General features: G+C 57.4%; 16 protein-coding genes. 14 read left to right on the top strand and 2 right to left on the bottom strand.

The annotated features are described in order from the left end of the window. Positions 1–43 precede the first annotated feature (43 nt). Together FZ934_RS20075 and FZ934_RS20070 are read left to right on the top strand one after the other, a co-directional pair. Positions 44–637, top strand: coding sequence for a type II toxin-antitoxin system VapC family toxin (locus FZ934_RS20075; protein WP_153272692.1), 594 nt, complete (start codon positions 44–46; stop codon positions 635–637). 91 nt (positions 638–728) lie between these two features. Next, entirely contained in the window at positions 729–2,825 is a 2,097-nt protein-coding gene (locus FZ934_RS20070; RefSeq protein WP_153272691.1) for a DNA cytosine methyltransferase, read from the top strand. Between the two features lie 12 nt (positions 2,826–2,837). Here FZ934_RS20070 and FZ934_RS20065 read toward each other — a convergent pair whose 3' ends face one another. After that, positions 2,838–3,554, bottom strand: a complete 717-nt coding sequence (locus tag FZ934_RS20065) for a hypothetical protein (RefSeq protein ID WP_153272690.1) — start codon at positions 3,552–3,554, stop codon at positions 2,838–2,840. A gap of 471 nt (positions 3,555–4,025) precedes the next feature. On the opposite strand from FZ934_RS20065, the gene FZ934_RS20060 reads away from it, so the two are divergent. The 9 genes from FZ934_RS20060 to FZ934_RS20020 all read left to right on the top strand — a co-directional run bounded on the left by FZ934_RS20060 (position 4,026) and on the right by FZ934_RS20020 (position 13,965). Further along, positions 4,026–4,424 (top strand): hypothetical protein, encoded by a 399-nt coding sequence (locus FZ934_RS20060; protein WP_153272689.1) that lies wholly within the window; start codon positions 4,026–4,028, stop codon positions 4,422–4,424. Between the two features lie 57 nt (positions 4,425–4,481). Continuing rightward, a complete protein-coding gene (locus FZ934_RS20055) occupies positions 4,482–5,081 on the top strand; it encodes a hypothetical protein (RefSeq protein ID WP_153272688.1) in 600 nt (199 codons plus the stop codon). 64 nt (positions 5,082–5,145) lie between these two features. After that, a complete protein-coding gene (locus FZ934_RS20050; RefSeq protein WP_153272687.1) occupies positions 5,146–5,466 on the top strand; it encodes a hypothetical protein in 321 nt (106 codons plus the stop codon). A gap of 1,360 nt (positions 5,467–6,826) precedes the next feature. Continuing rightward, complete coding sequence (locus FZ934_RS20045; protein ID WP_153272686.1) at positions 6,827–7,480, top strand: hypothetical protein; 654 nt, start codon at positions 6,827–6,829, stop codon at positions 7,478–7,480. 255 nt (positions 7,481–7,735) lie between these two features. Continuing rightward, positions 7,736–8,566 carry a hypothetical protein gene (locus FZ934_RS20040; protein WP_153272685.1) on the top strand — a complete coding sequence of 277 codons (831 nt, stop codon included), beginning with the start codon at positions 7,736–7,738 and terminating at the stop codon, positions 8,564–8,566. Between the two features lie 114 nt (positions 8,567–8,680). After that, positions 8,681–8,935, top strand: a complete 255-nt coding sequence (locus FZ934_RS20035; protein WP_153272684.1) for a hypothetical protein — start codon at positions 8,681–8,683, stop codon at positions 8,933–8,935. A gap of 111 nt (positions 8,936–9,046) precedes the next feature. Continuing rightward, positions 9,047–11,185 carry an integrase catalytic domain-containing protein gene (locus FZ934_RS20030; RefSeq protein ID WP_153272683.1) on the top strand — a complete coding sequence of 713 codons (2,139 nt, stop codon included), beginning with the start codon at positions 9,047–9,049 and terminating at the stop codon, positions 11,183–11,185. Further along, positions 11,182–12,138: an ATP-binding protein gene (locus FZ934_RS20025; protein WP_153272682.1), complete on the top strand. Its 957-nt coding sequence runs from the start codon at positions 11,182–11,184 to the stop codon at positions 12,136–12,138. The genes FZ934_RS20030 and FZ934_RS20025 overlap by 4 nt, the downstream gene beginning before the upstream one ends. A gap of 3 nt (positions 12,139–12,141) precedes the next feature. Next, on the top strand, positions 12,142–13,965 hold the full coding sequence (locus tag FZ934_RS20020) for a TniQ family protein (RefSeq protein WP_153272681.1): 1,824 nt from the start codon (positions 12,142–12,144) through the stop codon (positions 13,963–13,965). 519 nt (positions 13,966–14,484) lie between these two features. On the opposite strand, the gene FZ934_RS28570 is transcribed toward FZ934_RS20020, so the two are convergent. Next, positions 14,485–14,724, bottom strand: coding sequence for a hypothetical protein (locus FZ934_RS28570; RefSeq protein WP_348649111.1), 240 nt, complete (start codon positions 14,722–14,724; stop codon positions 14,485–14,487). Between the two features lie 740 nt (positions 14,725–15,464). On the opposite strand from FZ934_RS28570, the gene FZ934_RS20010 reads away from it, so the two are divergent. The 3 genes from FZ934_RS20010 (at position 15,465) to FZ934_RS20000 (ending at position 17,998) form a co-directional block, all read left to right on the top strand. Then, positions 15,465–16,283: a hypothetical protein gene (locus FZ934_RS20010; protein ID WP_153272680.1), complete on the top strand. Its 819-nt coding sequence runs from the start codon at positions 15,465–15,467 to the stop codon at positions 16,281–16,283. Continuing rightward, complete coding sequence (locus FZ934_RS28695) at positions 16,202–16,408, top strand: helix-turn-helix domain-containing protein (RefSeq protein WP_153272679.1); 207 nt, start codon at positions 16,202–16,204, stop codon at positions 16,406–16,408. The genes FZ934_RS20010 and FZ934_RS28695 overlap by 82 nt, the downstream gene beginning before the upstream one ends. Positions 16,409–16,531: 123 nt before the next feature. Continuing rightward, entirely contained in the window at positions 16,532–17,998 is a 1,467-nt protein-coding gene (locus FZ934_RS20000; protein ID WP_153272678.1) for an aldehyde dehydrogenase, read from the top strand. The last annotated feature ends 137 nt before the right edge of the window (positions 17,999–18,135 follow it).

The raw sequence follows: 18,135 nt of genomic DNA, 5'->3' as shown, positions 1-18,135 counted from the left end.
CTACTCCTGTTTCTTGACGGTTCACACAGGAAAGTGATGGTCCTTGGCAAAGCTGCTGCTGGACACGAACATAATCAGCAAGGCCTACCTGCCCAACGCGCCGGACTGGTTATGGGACTGGCTGGAATCCTTGCCGTCTGGTTTCCTAGCTGTCCCTTGGGTATCCCTTTACGAGACCGAATACGGCATTCGGGTCGCTCATCGTGACAATCCACCCAGAGCCCTGGAATTGCTGGGGTGGTTTGAGCAATTTGTCGCCCTCTGTGATCCCTATCCCGAAATGGATGTGAAGGCTTCACGGATACTTGGCCAGATGGCGGCCAGCCCGCCAATGCAGCACTTTTTCCTGACGGAAAGGCGGACGGACAAGAACGGAGACAAGCTCAAACCATTGCGGATTCAGTTGGGTGGGGACGCCATTCTTGCGGCGATGTCGATCGCGCACCAGATCCCGATCGCGACCTTCAACACTCGCGACTTCATTTACATCAACAGATTTTTCGCCCTGCCAGGCGTCTATAATCCCGAATTCGATCTGTGGGCGGTGCCCAAGCCGGACGGTTGGGAAGATATCGATCATGCGAATGACGACCAGTTTCGCCATCCGGCAGCCATGAAGCGCTCCGCCCTTCGCTAAGCCTGATCGATCCGCATCAAATCGGCACATCATTAAAATTTGAAGCAATCACGTAGCCCGGTTGCAACCTGAGGGATGGTAGGCCTCGCCCATGAGTACAGCCGTGGATTCGATGCAACCAGAGAACAAATCAAATAGGCTCGTCGTTCGCGACGAGAGCGCTGATGCGTTGTCGGTTGCGAGAAAGAAGCTGCTGGCATTTAGGAGAAGCCAGGCCCGCGCTTTTTTCGACGCGGCTGCAACGGTGGCAGAACTGGAAAAAGAACTCGGCGGCCTTACTTCCCAAGTCAATCTGTTTCGCTGGCTCCAGAGGGACGTCGGCTTCTCGGCAGCCGAAGCCCGATCCTGCATAGATTTCAACCACCAGTTCGCTGGTGCGGCCGCTGAAGAGGTGGGGGACGCGCTCGTAGAAGGTTGCGTTTCCCAGGAGGCAATCAGAGCGTTTGTCAAATGCGACTGGCAATCAAAATCGGAGACCCTCATCCGGCTGCGTCGCGGCGATAGGGTGCACGCGGTCGCGGTCGAAAGAATTCGCCGCGAAAACTTAACGCGAGCATTACCCCACGAAACGATCGTCCAGCGTGAGCGGCGGGCTTATTTTGGCCAAGCGGCTCGTAAGCTCGGCATGAAAACTAAGGCTTCGCTTGAACGAGAAGCCAACGATATTTTGGAACTTCTTAAGCAGCGGGACGCGCTCGCCAAAGACAGCGGAACCGACTCTATCGAAGCAGCTAAACAGTGCGATGTGACGTCTGCAATTCAGAAGAAGGCCAGGAAAACGCTGACCAGTCTGAAAACGTTATTCGGCAAATCAACTCCTCCCCGACCAAGCGTTCGCGGATTTTTCGAAGGAGGTGCGGCGGAAGCGGCGCTCGCAGGGTCTTGGCACGAGTTAGAGCGCCTTCGAGATGGGAAGCTCGACGAACTATCGTTGGTACCGGGTAGCGGCGTTGCGTACTTGGCCGGTAAGATATCATCGGCTGTGGTCCATTTAGGCGTGAGGTCTCCTGTTCCCGTCGTTCCAGAGAATATGAAGTTCGTCGATATCGACGCAGGTGTCGGTGGAATGGCGCTTGGCCTTAGAGCAGCCGGATTTCTGCCCGCTGCCGTCTTTACCGCGGGAGGACGACAAAAGATCGATTTGAAAAAGAATATGCCTTTGTGGGACATCGAGGATCGCTTCACAGTGGACGTGAAGGGCGTTTATTCCCGGCTTGCCACGCAAGACATCGATGTCCTCACGAGCGGTCGGCCCTGGCACAGCTATACTAATCGAAGGGAGTATTTGAATAACGCCCTCGACGCTGTGAGTACGATCAATCCCAAGGTTTTCGTTTTCGAAGGCCGACCTGAAGATTCGAAAGATCAGCCCTTAGCGGCAAGCTTCGAAGAGCTTGGGTACGACGTGAACTGGCACTCCATTGACCTCGGTCAGTTCGGCATCGCACAGTCGAAGCCACGCGAACTGATTGTCGGGACAAGATGGGGGTTGGACGTCGATATCAAAATGCCCATAATTGAGCCGCCGTTGCCAAGCGGTCTAGGCAGGTCCTTGGCTCGACTGATGTCCGAACATGCTCGCAACAGCAGTGAAGACCCTGTTGATCGGAAGAAGTTCAGAAAAGCAGTTGGAAAATGGCTGGGAAAGCGATGGAACGCCCCGATACCCGAATTCCCACTGCCCAAGCATAACGTCAAAAAGAGCGGGTGGGCCGCGTTGGGGATCGACATATCGGGATTCAAGCAAAGGCCTCCGACGCCAGAGGAATTTAAGAAACCTTTCAAATTGAGCGTTTCAATGCTGAAGGTGCTTCAAGGCTTTCCTGACGTATGGGAAGCTGAGAGGGAACACAGTTTCAGATCACATCCCGTCGCCGTATCCTTTCCGCCAAGCGCCGCGAGAATGGTCGGAATGGCTATCCACGCGGCAATGAAAGAAGTTGATTTCGATTATCGACGCGCCTGCGAACACCGATTAGTTCACGAAGTTACCGCACGGGATATAACAGGACTACCGATCAGGCTGCTCGAGACGATTCCTGTTAGCGAGTTTGTCGGCGATCGAAGCAGGGTCTTCCGGATCTCCGCCGAGGAAGTGGAAAAGCGTCGCCAACAGGACCTCGATCATTGGCCTGAGCTTAAAGAAGTGGATGATCCCGAGTACCGACAATCGTTTACGCTGGTTTGAGACAGGCCCTGTCTAACGACGGTGTCGAGACGCCGATTCCCTTTCGATATCTTCCAAGTACATTTCGAGATAAGACAGGATCCGCCAACGATTGCTGTTGTTTTGGGTCGCTCGAACCTGTCCGTCGATGACTATGTCGGCGTGGTACGCTGGCGGCGCGCGATAGACGATCTCGATCAGACTCTCGTGAAATTTAAACGAGAAGAACTCGGATTTATCTTTTGACCGACCAAAGTTAATCTCGTGAATTCCGGCTTGCCGGCACTGTCTCCTCAGATGGGGCCACATATCACCAGCCTCCACGTCCTCGATGACGAAAGGGACATACAGGTCCACCGGGGCGAGAGGATAGAGATGCAGTGCCACTGCAGCTCCCTTAAGCGCGGCGTTCATAGTCTTGAAGCGCTCGCCTTTACCAATTGGTTCCCCACAATTGTCGGCAGCGCCGACATACTGAATCCAGCCGTTGTCACCTATCGGCCTGATGGTGACCTTTTCCACGCCAACACGAACGTGCTCCCATGTGAGTTCCTTCTGTCCTGTGTTCTCCGCCGACGGGAACACAAAGGTTACAGGAGCTCGCCAGAGGATGCCGTCTTCGTCGGTGCGCTCAAAGCAAAGACAAAGGTCGTCGAAGTTGGCCGATCTTAGCTTGTGACGAAGTCCGAGGTCTCTCGTGATCGGCCGCAACCGGTCCTTTATGTCCAGCAGGACGTTCCTCAAATACATCGCTCGTCTCCTCGATCACTCGAAGAGAGCTTCAGACGCCTGGCCGCAAACCACAAAAGTACCGGCCTTGAGCTAACAACATTCATCAGTTGCTTATTTTCAGGATTCGAGAATCCCGCCGAAATCGCATTAACTATATTTAAGATTTTACTAAAATGCTAATTGACGTCGCGCTTGTTTGACGTCGAAATAGATGTACGAAATCTTCGCTGATCAGGGACGAATCCCATGCGAAATGCGCGAATATCATGCCCTCATGAGGCCTTTGGCATACGAGCCATATGATGCGCGCCGCGGTCCCGCGACCGCGAATCCTTCCCGCAAATCTGATGTCACAACGAGAACGGACACGGTACGCGTTAACCAATGTTCGTGCCGAAACTGCGCTCGGAGCCGGATCGTCGACCTCTTGCGGATGCAGATTTTCGGCCCGAATATCATGGCACATTCCGGTTCAACACGAGGTTTGGCATGACATTTCGCATCACAGATCTTCACGGGTTCAACCCCGTGCTCATCGAATGGATGACTCGTCGATGGGGCGAGTCCTGTACGGGAACTGAGCTTCTTATATTGCTCGGCACCATTGATCTCGCGAGGGATCTTACGGAAAGCTGGGGTGACCATCACTACAAGCTTGGGCTGAAGATCCAGGCTATTGCCAAGATGGTCCGGCGTCCGCTGCTCATTCCAAGTCTCACCGAGTTCCTTTACTTCGTGGACGACTATTGGAGCGATGAAAGAATCCGGTCGGTTCACTTCTCCTGCAGGGCGCCGGCCGCTCGCAGCATGCGCAAAGAGATAGAAATGGCGATCGTCGCCCACGAAAAGGCTGCAGCGCCAGCGCGAATAGGCGCAGGCGCCGCCTGAGGCCGCGGCCTCTACGCCCTCATTCCCCTTCCCATTGCCAAATACAGGAGAACTGCCTTGTCGCAGAACGAGAACCCGTGCGCGCTTTTCACGCCGAGCAGCTCGCGGAACCGACAGAACGGTCAAACCATCGACGCGGCGTTAGCTCAACAGCGCGGCAAAGAAGCGCGCCGAACCGCCCCGGCGACGCACCAAGGTGCCGTTCAAGAAAGCGCGAGGCACCCGCCCAGCCGGATGCTCGCTCGAGGGCCCCCGGTCTCTGCGATGGCAGACCGCTCCGAGGAGAGCGGCGACCGCAACAATGTCTACGAAGTTTGGCTTTGCATGGAGAAGAGGTTTCTCATGATTTACGAGTCTGAAGTTGCATCCCTGCTCGACAAAACGCGTGGTGTCGAAGCGCTGCTCTGCACGGGGCAACACACGACGCAGACGATCCGCGTGGCCCAGCAGAACGCTACGAACCATGTTTTCAGCCTCATGGTGGTTTTTGCCAGAAAGGCGCTCGAGGCCGGTCTAGGCGTTCAAGAGGCCTACGAGGAGTTCGAGGAACTCCTCGATGAGATGAACGAGGGCGTCGAGCAGTTCGAAAGGCTTTATTTGCCAAAATTCTCGACGTTCAAATCCGCCATGATCGGTCGACCGCGCAAACACAACTAGGCGGACGCCGACGTTCGGACGACCGGTGATGGTCGTCCGGCTCTTCCAGAAAACGGAGACTACGATGACTGCTTTTCAGAAGGCGGTAGCGCCTTTTCACGTCCCCTCACATGCTCTCACCGAAGCTGCCTCAGTGCGTGACCTGGCTATCCAGACAAGTTTCGCCAAGCTTGTCATTAGGAGAAAGCGCGTTCCGGCGGTCGATGCATACGCCGCCTACGAAAGCTCCGTAAGGCGGGAGAACACGTTCGCTGCCCTTACCGGTGCGCACGCGTCAGAGATCGTTAGCTTCGAAGAATTCCTCGCGATCGTTGAGGGCCTGCAGCACGAGATTGATGCGGGCATCTGGTATCGCATCGCCGCAAATCGGCGGCGCCTGCATTGAATGTCAGCCGCGGGCTTCGACAATCGAATGCCGAAACCCTTCCACTTCTTTTGCAGAAGGAAATCAAATGTCCAAGGTCGATTGGCATACCATTCAGGCTGCACTCGCGGCTCTCTCCAAGTTTGAGGAGATTGGCGGGCCTAGCCCAAGCTCAACACTGATCTCGGCCGCCTCTGCGATGGACCGGCAGGAGGACAGCGGCGATTTGTCGACGCTCCAACGATGCTCGGCAAGCCCGTTATGCTGCAATCCGGTGACCTGCTCGAGAGTTCGAAGGCGATCTTCAACGTCGGAATTGTCCGATCGTCCGCGATGCCTCGCCGAAGATTTCGGACAGCATCAGAGTTCCACAATCCACTGAGGAACTCGAAGAGGGCTGGACCGCCGTCCCCACCTTACTGCCAACCCTGCCAGGGCTGAGTGGAGCGCCATCAGAAAGGAATTTTGCCATGACCATTGAACTTTGGAGAATCTGCGTGCGCCCGTTGGCGTTTCTGGACAAGAGCGACGCTGATGCTGAGCCCGTCACCCAGCTAAGCCCCGCCGACGAAGCACGGCTTGCTATTGCTGTGGCCGCCCTAGCCAAGGGGCATCAAGGAAATCCTGTCCGACGTGATGCCGCGGCGGATCGATGCCTGTCTTCGCAAGCGTGGACTGTTTTGCGCGCGCCTGACAACCATTGGCGACGCGAGCGCCCTGCGGATTGGAGGCGAACCCTTCACTCCATTGCCGCCGTCATCGTCCGGAGCGTCGAAGCCATGCTTTGCAGGAGCGACGCAGACGCGTCCGCGTTCTGGCGGAACATGTTGAATGATTTCTCTTGGGCGTTTCCGACGTCGTTCGTTTTTGGACTTCTGGACGCTGATCAATTTGTGGCTTTAGTATGGAACGAACGCCGCCGACGGTGCCTGAGCATCCTGTCCCAGATGCCAATTAGCTACCGGAGTGTTCGACAGAGACACCGCTCGGGCTCGGCGGCACTTTTCACCGAAACGCGCGAGTACCGCACTCCAGTTACCTGGCGTGAAATACTCTTGACGCTTTGGCCCCCTCATCTTCGGGACTTCGTCACCGAAGGAGACGTGCGGCAGTTTACCAGCCTCGTCGAAGCGGGTCGCCGCCGACGCACGCGACATCCTATCCCCTCGTGGATGGCCGACACGAAATCGGCCTGTCCTCGACGACCTCGTCCGAGTGCGATGCATGGAGACATTAGTCGAGCCTCGGCGCCGGTTCTTCGCAGAAACGAGGCGCGAGTAGTGCGCTTTCGCTGATGGCCGCGGATCCTCCGCATATGCGTCCTCAGCGACCGGTCGTTCGGCGACCGGTGAGCGACTTCCATTTTCCAGGAGAACACACAATGACGAACATCTTGGCAGTACACACCCTTGAACTACAACTCGACGATCGGGAGGCTCGGCGTAGGATCGGACGGGAACCTAAGGAAATTCGCGTCCCGCTACGCGATGGGAAACCCGACCCAACTGACATTCGTGCTGCACTCATCGCCAAGGCTGCGGATTTTTACTTCAGCTCGCTGCGGCCCCTGCGGTGCGTGGCGCTCGCCGGACTGACTGCCAACATCGAAGACGTGAACGCAGAGCTATCCTGCGCGATGTACGCTCCCGGTCCGGCCGCCTTTCAGGACATCCTGACACAGGACCCGCGCATGCGAGACTACCACCCTCCCATGAAAGTCGATCCGGCGCGTGAGCGATTGCGTCTCGAGCGCAACGAGTTTCTGAACGAGGTGTGCCGTCTATTTCTCGAAGCGAGAGAGACCGGGCAGCTCATCGCCGGGGAGGTACCACGGTTGTCGGACAGATCCCTTCGGATCGTCCTACCTGTTTTGTGCCACGCCGCTGGCATGGAACGCAAAGGTCTCGGTGTGCCGCCTCACCAGCGCTTCGTCCGCCGCTTCAAGGCTTTCCGCCATGAGTGGGATCCTAAGTGGGTCGCCACTCCGGACGACTCCGTGATGTCAGCAACAGCACATGATTCTCAGAAGTTCTGAGGACGTAAGGAATCTAATGGCAAGCGACCCTGAAGTTGAAAAGCTAAGTCCAGACCTGCTCCGGCCGCGATCGTGCGGAGGTAAACGGTCGCACCGAGCACCCTCTTCCGCATCGTTCGCGAGCAGCGTCACTTGGTTCCATAGCCGAGGCCCACCGGGCACGAGGGCCTGCTATCAGATTGCCGGCGTCGCGATCCTGTTAAGGGCGCGCGGCGCCTGTGCCTCAATGTTTCGAGTTTTCGGATGGAGAAGTGCATGTCAGTTACCTTTGCCCGCTCGGTTTCCCGCCGCCTCTCACGCAAGAGGGTCGGACTCGACTTTCTCGATCGCCGCAACCGCGACGACCGGATCTTTGGGTTGCAGGACAAGTCCTTGCGCCGGACCTTGACCGTTCCGGAAAGACGGGTTCCCAACCCAAAGACGTTGTATCGGCTGACGCACGGGCCGGCCGCTCGCGTACCGCCCATGAAGAAGATGAAGACCGCCCGCGGATACACGATCTTCAACAATTACGTTGTCTACCACGAAAGCGAACTTGAGCACCGGGTGTCGCTACGGCTGCAGACACGAAGTGACGTCGCGCAACTCTACTCACAGTCGCCGGTATTCCACTACCACGACGACGAGAAGAAGCTCCACAGGCATGTCGCCGACTTCCTTGCGATCTACAAGAACGGCTTCCGGAGGGCCTTCGTTGTAAAAATGGAGCGCAAGCGCGAAGAGATGGAGGAACTGATTGAGCGCATCAAAGCTCATCCCTCTTCGCGCGCTGTCGACGATATCCAGCTCCTGACCGAAAGGTATGGGACCATCGAGGCGGCGGAGAATGCGGAAATGATCCGTTGGTCGCGCGAGCGTCACGATCAGGATGACGTCGACGAGTTGCTCGCACTGTTGGTCGGAAAGGAAGGTTGGTTCCGACTTGGAACATTGCTTAGGGACTGCCCGTCTTTACTTAGGCGCCGGGTCGCCATCTGGCGCCTCATCGATCTTGGTCACCTCTTCTCCGTGACCGGCGAGAAGGTGACAGAACTGACCTGGCTTGGGTTCGCCCCGTCGGGAGCTTCGACCGGACTCTGCGGCTGAAGTCGGCCCCCTGACGTCCGAATGCCACGAAAACTAGACTCAGCTCGACCGCGGTTGAGCAAGCGGAGGCCGGCGCCGTCGGCCTCCTCCCCTTCTCTCGTCCTGGAGGTTTCCTTGAGCCACAACCACCTCTCCAAGGTGCTGCGTCACCTTGCACTCACGTCGGCGGATCGCGTCTGGTTCGACGACGAGCCATACGCGCTCGTCGTCCGCACGTTGGCGGGGTGCTCTTTCGTCTATGATAGCTATCCGCGCAGGGTCTTGGTCATGACGAATGCCGAACTCGATGCCTGCCTGGCATCAGGGCGGGGACGCGTCGAATACGGATTTTACACTCCGGCGTGCGCCGAAACTCGCGCCTCTGGCTGACGTCGAACCATATCGAAGTCCGAATACCGAAAGTGACGAAACTCGACCTCGGTCGGGCAAACGGAGACCGGCAGAGTCGGCCTCCGTCCCTTCCTCGTCTTGGAGATTTGCTTGGAACACTACCCATTACCCGCGAAGGTGTTGCGGCACCCAATTCCAATCCTGACGTCGATCGATCGGGTCTGGTTTGGTAGCGAACCATACGTACCCGGCAAGCGGACGCTCACCGGGTATACGTTTGTCCATCACATTCATCCCGACAGGGTGCTGCCCTTGACGTTTGCCGAGATCAATTCACGGCTCGATACGGGCAGCGGACGTCTTGAATATGGTGCTTTCAGCGAGACCAAGCAGTTTCTGCACACGCTGTTCAACGGCAAGAATTTTCACGAATTTGACGAGGCGGTTAAAGGCATTGCCATGCAGAGAGAACGGCTCTTCCGAAAGTACGAAGAAGAAGTCCTGCGCAATGGCAAGGTCCCGCGTTCAAGCGCGACGTTCCAAGCCTGGATCGACGCAGCTTGGCTCGCCATCCGCGGGCGGACGCGCTCTGATCAAAGTTCAATCAATCCACCAAGCGTGTCAACGTTCAACCGCCGGTACAAGGAATGGGTGAAGTACGAGCGGAATATTCTGGCGATCGTGCCGAGGCACAGGGGACCGGGAAACCGCACGCTCGACTTCACTGCAGAGAGTTTGAGCTTTGCAGTCTCGATGGCCCAAGGCTACATGAGCCGCCTCAAGCCCACCCCGACCCAGGTATACGAGGACTATGAGGCGCTGCTTTCGAAGAAGAACGAACAGCTTTTGTCGGAAGGCAAGCTGACCTTTCACAAGTTCGGCAAGACGAAGTTCTTTGAGCTCATCGATGCACTTCCTGCCTTCGATGTCATGGCTGAGCGTCACGGTATCGACGCGGCGATTAAACACTTTGCTCCGGTTCTTCGAAGCTTTGATCCAACCACCCTTGGCGAGCGCGTCGAGATCGATGAGTTGAAGACCGACCTTTCTGTCGTTTTCGCATTGGCTGGGATGCTTGAAGGGCTCGATAGCGACAAAATCGAAACGCTCAAAAAAATCCGTGTGTGGTTGGTCGTCGCGATTGAGGTCACGACGCGATACGTTCTTGCGGCAAAGGTTGCTACTAGCGCGAACACCCAGGCATGTCTGGACATGGTCAGGATGATCATGACCGACAAGTCGGAGCTGTCCGAGCTGGTCGGAGCTCAGACTCCATGGCTTGGCCATATCAAGCCAACGACGCTCTACGCGGACTGGGGTTCGGCCTTCATCGGCGACGAGACGCACGAAAGTCTCAAAGCGCTTGGCATCGAGATCACGCACCCGGAACCTGGCAAAGCCAAGGGACGCCCACATATCGAAAGCCTGTTCCATACGATTGGTCCGCTTTTCACGCGGTTCTTCGATGGGAGGACCTTCCGCAGCATCAAGGAAAAGGGTGACTATGATCCGAAGCACCACGCTTCGCTCGCCGCCAGCGAATTCAGCGAAATCATCGCGTACGGCATTTCGGACATGTACAACATTCGCCCCCACGGCGCGCTGGGCGGAGACAGTCCGCACAATGTGTGGGTGGATACCGTGGAAGGAATGGGATGGCTTCGTCCGCCCCACGCCGCGGATCAGATTCTCGCCTTCGGGAAAAAAATGACCGGGACGATCGGTCGGTACGGAATTATCAAATACGGCATCCCGTACTCCAATGACTGGCTTGAAGACGAGCACATGCATCGTGGTCAAAGGCCGATCAATGTCATCTTCGACTTCGGCTATGTGAACAGCATTCTCGTCGAGACACGGGATGGCGGTTGGAGGGAAATCGAGAACAAGATCGACCTCCCTGCCAATCTCACCGAGGCGGAGTGGACCGAGGCTCGCAGAGAGGTGCTGGCAGAAAAGCGTGAGCGCACTAAGAACAGCTATCCCGCAATGCGTGACGCGATCATTCGGAACCGAGAGAATGGCAAGGCAGCGACGCTGCGGGCTGGCCTAGACCCCGTCGCCGCATCACCCGCGAGGCTTGAAAAGCAGCGCGCCGAACTCTTCCGCGGCTTTGTCGCATCGCCTCCGACGGGCACGCCCATTCCGGCCGATACGCCCGTTCTTCCGCCACCGGACAACCTGCGCGCCGGCACAGTGGCCCGTCCACGTCCGCCCGAGCTCGAGCCGACGCCGATGCCGGTTCGCAAGAGTTCGAAGTTCAATCGCAAAAGGGATGACGACCAATGACCGAAGCAAACTCGCCTGAAGTTCATCGCGCCCTCCGTGTCACCGTTCGTAGTACGTACATCGACAACCCGATGGACGAGCTGGTCAACGAGGAGCTTGCGTATTTCGTCAAGAATATCGACGACTTCAAGGCCGGGGCTCCGTCCCCACGCCGTGGAGTTTTCATCTACGGCCCGTCGGGCACGGGCAAGACCACGACTGTCAAACACGCGATCGCCAAGATGCCCGAGTTCCTGCCATATGTGAACAAGTACGGGCAGACCGTGCGTCCCGCTCTTTATGTGAAGATGCCGCATCAATGCGCGAAGCGCGACTTCGTCGTTCAAATCCTGAAGGCAATGGGACTGCCAACCGAGGGCACGCTTGCTCAATTGCGCGACACAATGATGGAGCAATTGAAAGAGCGTGAGATCAGCCTTTTGCACCTCGATGAACTCCAGCATACCGTCCGGTCAAATACGGCGAAGGCCTTCGAAGCTATCCAAGATCTTCTCAAAGAGATGCTGGACCGGGACGACTGGCATCTGCATATGGTCTTGAGTGGCATGCCTCGCATCCACAAGATGCGCCAGGATAAGCAGATCTTTCGGCGGACGCACAACATTCCGTTCCACACCATGGATTTCGAGGCCGACGAGGATTGGATCAAGACCCTCATGGCGAAGGTCGCCAAGGACGGCTGCGGCCTAACGTTTGCCGCAGATGTGAAGACACCTGAGTTTCGAGAGCGTCTCAGCCTCGCCGTACACGGGGCGTGGGGCACCATGATCGAGGTGATCCAGAATGCGTCTTTCCGGGCGTTGGATCGTGGCCGCACCCAGCTCACGAAGGTCGACTTCGCTCGGGAATACGAGAAGGCGAGCGGTCTCACTGATGAGGAGAACGTCTTCCTCGTGTCAAACTACCGCGATCTCGCAGGGTCGGAAACACTCGTATCCTTGATGGAGGACTGATCAATGGCACTGCCGGTTCCCGTTACTATTCATGGCTACGAAACCACGGAGAGCCTGGTCTCCCGACTGAGCGCCGCAAACGGCTTTCGGTCAGCCAAGGGACTCCTGAACGCTATCGGAATCAGACCCAGAAGACTCGCGGCTGGTTTGCCGCGAGACCTCGCACTTCTTTCTCAATGGTCGGGGACGGAGGTCGCCGCCTTGGCTAGGTTTCTGCACGTGAACTCTCCCGATCACCAGACATGGCGCCTAGGTGACGCCGTGTTCGGCCGGCTGGCGCGCGCAGCCATCCGGTTTCGCTATTGCCCGGCCTGCATCCTCGATGACTTGGAAAACGGCATTGGACGACCGCTAGCTAGACCCTACGTCCGGCCGGGTTGGACATGTCGGGCGTTGATCCACTGTCCTCAGCATCGCCATCCACTTGTCGAAGCGCCTTCCTGGGACAGCAATGACTTTTGCAGGTTTGTCGACGCCAACCTTTCCCTGATCAGATCGAAGGTTCAGCCGCTCCCATCACTGGAGCCTATCGAGGTTGACACCTACATCGAGGCCCGGATCAAAGGCGCCCGAACCTGCTCATACCTCGACAGGTTTGAAGTCTATGTCGTTCTCGACCTGTGCGAACATCTTGGCCGCTTCGTACACGCGCATCGCCGCGCGGTAACTCACGTTCCGGCAGAGTTGTGGACAGCGCCCGCACGTGAAATCGGATTTCATATCGCCAGCCAAGGCGAGCAGCACCTGCGCGACACGTTCGCCGAGATCATTAGGTTCAAGCGCGCCGGTACGCGTTCACGGCTTGGGTTTCTTTCCCTCGGGGATTGGTTGCGACAAAACTCAACACGCGAGGACTTCGCCGAAATCCTGAAGCTCTTTCAAGACGTCGCGGAGCGAAACTTGCCGTTCGCTCCAGGAGAGATTTGCTTCGTACCCGTTCGTCGTCGCTATCGACATACCGTCCACTCCGCAGCGGCCGAGTACGGCATCGCACGAGACAGAGTAATCAAGCTCTTGAACGAATCCGGGGTGCTCAAAAGACGCCTGACCGGCAGGAGCTGCTTCGACATCAGCGACGCGCATAGGGTATTATCTTCTGACTTGAGCGCCGCGGTGGTCAGCAGGATTAATGCGGGAAAGCAGCTCGGTGCGTCTCCTAAGCTAATGCGCCAGATTCTCCAGGCGAACCTGCTGCCGCGCGTGCGAACCTCCGATGGATCGAAAATAACTGTTGCAATTGCCGAACGAGACTTGTCCGAGTTCAAGCATCGCATCTTCCAAAATGTGACAATCGCCGAGGAAGATAACACCATGCTTACGATCGCCACAATGCGACTGGTGACGGGGGTCGATCCGTTCGATGCGCTTGTTGCTCTCCACCAAGGGGAACTTGAGAAAACCAAAGCCGGGTCCGATCACGGCTACAATTTGGGCAGCTTGCGCTTTGATCCGCAGGAGGTCGTGAACCATTGGAACGTGAAACAAAAGGCTACCCACCTCGGAATTGACGGTAACGGACTCATTCCATCGCGCGCCGCGAAATTCCTCAGAGTCACGCCTAAAACCATCCCGCTACTCCTGCAGCACAATCTTGTCGAGTTGGAGCCGACCGACGCCGAGAATGACAGCAAGGACCGGTTGATCACATTGGCATCAATGGCAACGTTCAAGGAGAAGTGGGTCTCACAGGTTGAGGCAGCGGAGATCCTTGGCGTCCGTCCGCCACTGGTCTTATTTCTGCTCGAGGAAATGCGGGGCGTGAAGCGAATTTTCAATAGCACTGCGGGGACCAGTGCTATCTTTTTGAAAAGCGATGTGACGAGATGAAGTCAGTTCGGAGAGGTTTCGTAAACGTCTGAGCCGTGGTGCTTATCTGCGTGCGGACGGTGACCCTTGCCGCCCTGCAGTGTGACCGACAACGCGCACCCAGACTTGTCGAGCACGATCCAGAGCCGTGGCGCATCCCTGTCGGCCACCGGCAGTTTGCGACCATCCTTCGTGAGGCAGTCGACATGGCGGAGCGACTGATATACCTCGCATATGCATTGACGATCCGCATGTGCGGGAGGGAAGAAGCTGCGGCTACCGCATCGTCCGAAGCAGATCAATTATTTCGGATCTTGGTTGCCGTTCATGGAGTAAGCTATCCCAATCGATTGCTTTTGCATCGAAACCAGTCGCTTGTGTTGTTTGGGGACGTGGAAAAAACGAAGCCTGCGTGATAAAATTCTCTAGTTGTTCCAGAGAGAACAGAATTTTCTTCACTACGCCCCGGCCGAGGTTTTGAAGAAGCGCACGGTGACCTCGGGGCAAGGGCAGGCACGGCTCGGCCGTGCCCGCGCCACATTACTCGGCTGCAGGTTTCAGGGAGCTGATGATCGCCTGGAGTTCAGGCCCATGCGCCTCCTGCGTTCCCTGCGAAACCCAATAGGTGATGACGAGCAGCTTGCCTGGCTTCGGAGAGAGCAGCGAGAGGCCGATGTTGACGGCGCCGTCATTGTCGGTGCCAGTCCAGTCGAAGTTGGTCATGTCCATGCCGTTGATCGGCTCGTCGGACTTCTTCTGCGTCGAGCCGTCGACCTTCACGCCGTTCTTTTGGAGAAAGGCAATGGCGTCATCGATGACCTTGTCCGTGCTCTTCTCGTCGGCAACGTCGATCGAAAGATAGATGGCCGAGTCATCCGAAGTCGCTTGAATCCCGGTTTCGGTTTCCTCGGGTTCCCAGCTATCGGGAATGGCGATCTGGGCGATGGGGCGTCGCTCGGAAATGCAAGCGTCTTGGCCTGGCTGATGCCAGGTATAAGGGCAGCGAGAAGCGCCCCGACGAAAATCGTCTTCATGTAAGGTGGTCCCTGAGGGTTAGAGAACATGTGTGCGGACCCATAGTGGCGTTGGAACGTTAAGAAGACCCGCACATAGTTGTCGCACTTTCGCTCCACCCCAGAAACGGTTCGGGTGGGCGCGCATCTCATGCCCCGTCGGCCGGTTGTTCTTGCCGGGGACAATCGCCGGGGCTGCCGGGACCCACTGCCCTCTATCGCATCGGTGTCATGCCCCAACGCAAACGCGATTGAACGAAGGCATAGGCCAGCCGATCATTTTCAGGCTGATTGAGAATTTCAAGACCTGCCGCGGTTAGGTTCAAATCTAACGCGCAAAAACCACAACCTTGTCTAATCATCCCGATCCGGCCCAACGCTATTATTCTGATATTGCTATCTTTTTTCCAATTGAGAACTACTCGCAGGTGCAAACCATCGCGGGCTTACCAGCGGACGGACAGCTATACGCGCAGCTGCGACGTTTTGCGCCTGCAGACTCGGGTCTTGGCGTTTGATACGTGCTCGCCCACATTAGATAGCATTGGACGGGTCTCAATTCGTCCACTCAACCAGTATGGTGATACGATGGTTTCATCAATCGATAGGCTGCTCAAAGGCTCCAGGTTGAAAGGACCTTCCAGCGAGCATCTCTGGTCCGGAATTACCCTCGAACGCAGGATCGTCGATCCCATCGAGCGCGAGGAAGACGATATCGACAGCCACTACGTGATGCTGTGGCGCGAGACGACCGTAGCGGAGCGCGCGTATCGCGCCGGACGATTTGAGCGAGTGGTCAAGCGACCGGGTTTCCTTTCTCTCGGCACCGCCGGCCGCCTCCCAGCTGTCCGGGCGTTGACACCTTATGACGTGACCGTCTGCACTATTGACGCGAATGCGGCGCGGACGGTGCTGGAGGAAATCGATGAACGGCGGAGCTATCGCCTTCACGATCAGCTTGGCATTCGTGATGAAGCCCTTGCCGGACTGATCGGCCTTCTTTCTTCCGAGGTGGAAAATGCCGGGGAGAGCGGTCTTCTCTACCAGCAATCCCTTGAGCAAGCGCTTATTGCAAGGTTTCTGCACGTCGCTCGCTCCGATGGGCTTGAACGCTCCGTAGTCTCTCCTCTTCCGCCCCGCGTCCTCAGGCGCATCCTCGACAAGATCGAAAGCGAGCATGAAAACGACCTCACGCTTGATGAACTTGCCCGGGGGCCGGATACAGCCGCTCGCACTTTCAAAAGATGTTTCGTTTGGCAACTGGGAAATCCGCCTTCGAATATCTCCGCGATGTTCGTCTCGAGAGAGCACGACAAGCACTCATAAGCACGGATGACGGCATCGCGGAGATCGCCGCCAGCGTGGGCCTCTCCAGCCATTCGCATCTGACGCGCCTCTTCATCAAGAAGTTTGGCATCTCGCCCAGCTGCTATCGTCGGGAAAAATCCTGATCCGGTTCGCACCGGCGCATCGAAAATCACCCTTAGATGCAAGCACCGGTCCCGAGTGAAAGCCGACGCGGCTGCGCAGCGATATACCCGGCGCGCCACGGAGGCATTTCATGGAGACCGACTATGTTCGATGTGCGTACAGAGATTTCACCAAGACTTCTGGATAGCTTTTTTATTGATGGAGATTGGGTCCGCGCGTCCGGACCGAATACGAAGAGCCTCATCAGCCCGTCGACGGGTCAGTCCATCGCGGAAGTGTCGCTCGCGACACCTCAGGAAGTGGACCTGGCAATTGTCGCGGCACGGAGCGCTTTCGAAAGCGGGCCTTGGCCGAGACTGACAGCGGCCGAACGTGCCGACTACATGCTACGTCTGGCCGAGGCGCTTGAGCGTCGGACCACCGTCTTTGTAAACCTTTGGACCGCGCAAGTCGGAGCGCCGATCTCGCTCGCAAGCAGGCTCGTCCCTCTGGCGGTGGCGCGACTGCGGTATTTCGCCGGCCTCGCAACGACCTACGCGTTCGAGAAGGACCGACCGACAGCGCGCGGACACGCGCGTATCGTCGCGGAACCAGTCGGCCCCGCTGCGCTCATCATTCCCTGGAACGCAGCCCTGCCGATCTTGATGAACAAGCTAGGCGCGGCCCTTGCTGCCGGATGCACCTGCGTCATCAAGCCATCTCCAGAAAGCCCTCTGGACGCCTACCTTGTCGCGGAGTGCGCCCGCGAAGCCAGCCTTCCACCTGGCGTGATCAACGTCGTTTTGGCTGATAATGACGGCAGTGCCCGCCTCGTGGCCTCTCCTGATATCGCCAAGGTCAGCTTTACCGGAAGCGTCGGCACCGGAAGCCAGATCGGCGCAGTGGTCTCTGCCAGAATGGGACGACTGACTCTCGAGATGGGCGGGAAGTCCGCAGCGATATTTCTTCCCGATGGCGATGTCGAGCAGGCCATGCCGACGCTCGAGCAGTTCACGATGCCGTTCTCCGGACAGTTCTGCTTTTCGCAGACTCGCATTCTCGTTCCGAAAGCGCGGGAAGCCGAGATTTCCGAAGCCTATGCGGCAAGAGTCGCGGCGTTCAAGGTTGGGGACCCGTGGGAGCCCGACACCCGGGTTGGGCCGGTCCTCAATCGCCGTCAATTCGACAAGGCGATGAGCTACATTACCCAAGGCATTCAGGATGGCGCTGAGGTCGTGACTGGCGGCCGCGCCGACACGCGGCAACCAACCGGCAACTACATCCTGCCCACGGTGTTTCGTAATGTCACGCGCGAGATGTCTATCGCCAAGGAGGAAATCTTCGGCCCGGTCGTCACGATCCAGGCCTACGAGGATGAAGACGATGCCGTCGCTATCGCTAACGATACCGACTTCGGTTTGAGCGGCTCCATCTTTGGAAATCCCGAACGGGCGTTTGCGGTCGCCCGCCGGATTCGAACCGGTCAGGTTCACATCAACGGCATGGAGCTCGCGCCGTCCGCTCCGTTCGGCGGCTTCAAGATGTCCGGTATCGGCCGCGAGGGCGGACCGGAAGGCCTCGAAGCTTTCCTGGAAACAAAAGCCATTCTGTTCCCATCCACGGCGATATAGCTGCTTACAGCGCATGAGCGCCGATTGTGAAGCCGGTGGACGACGTTCCTCCGGCTTCAATGATATCATCGACGCCCCATATCTTGGCGACACGCGCGACTGTCAAACGATCGACACTGAAGAGCCCGCTGACACGT

This window comes from Rhizobium grahamii (assembly GCF_009498215.1).
Classification (GTDB): Bacteria; Pseudomonadota; Alphaproteobacteria; order Rhizobiales; family Rhizobiaceae; genus Rhizobium; species Rhizobium grahamii_A.
Note: the sequence above shows the minus strand (reverse complement) of the source record. Positions and strands in the feature narration are given on the sequence as shown.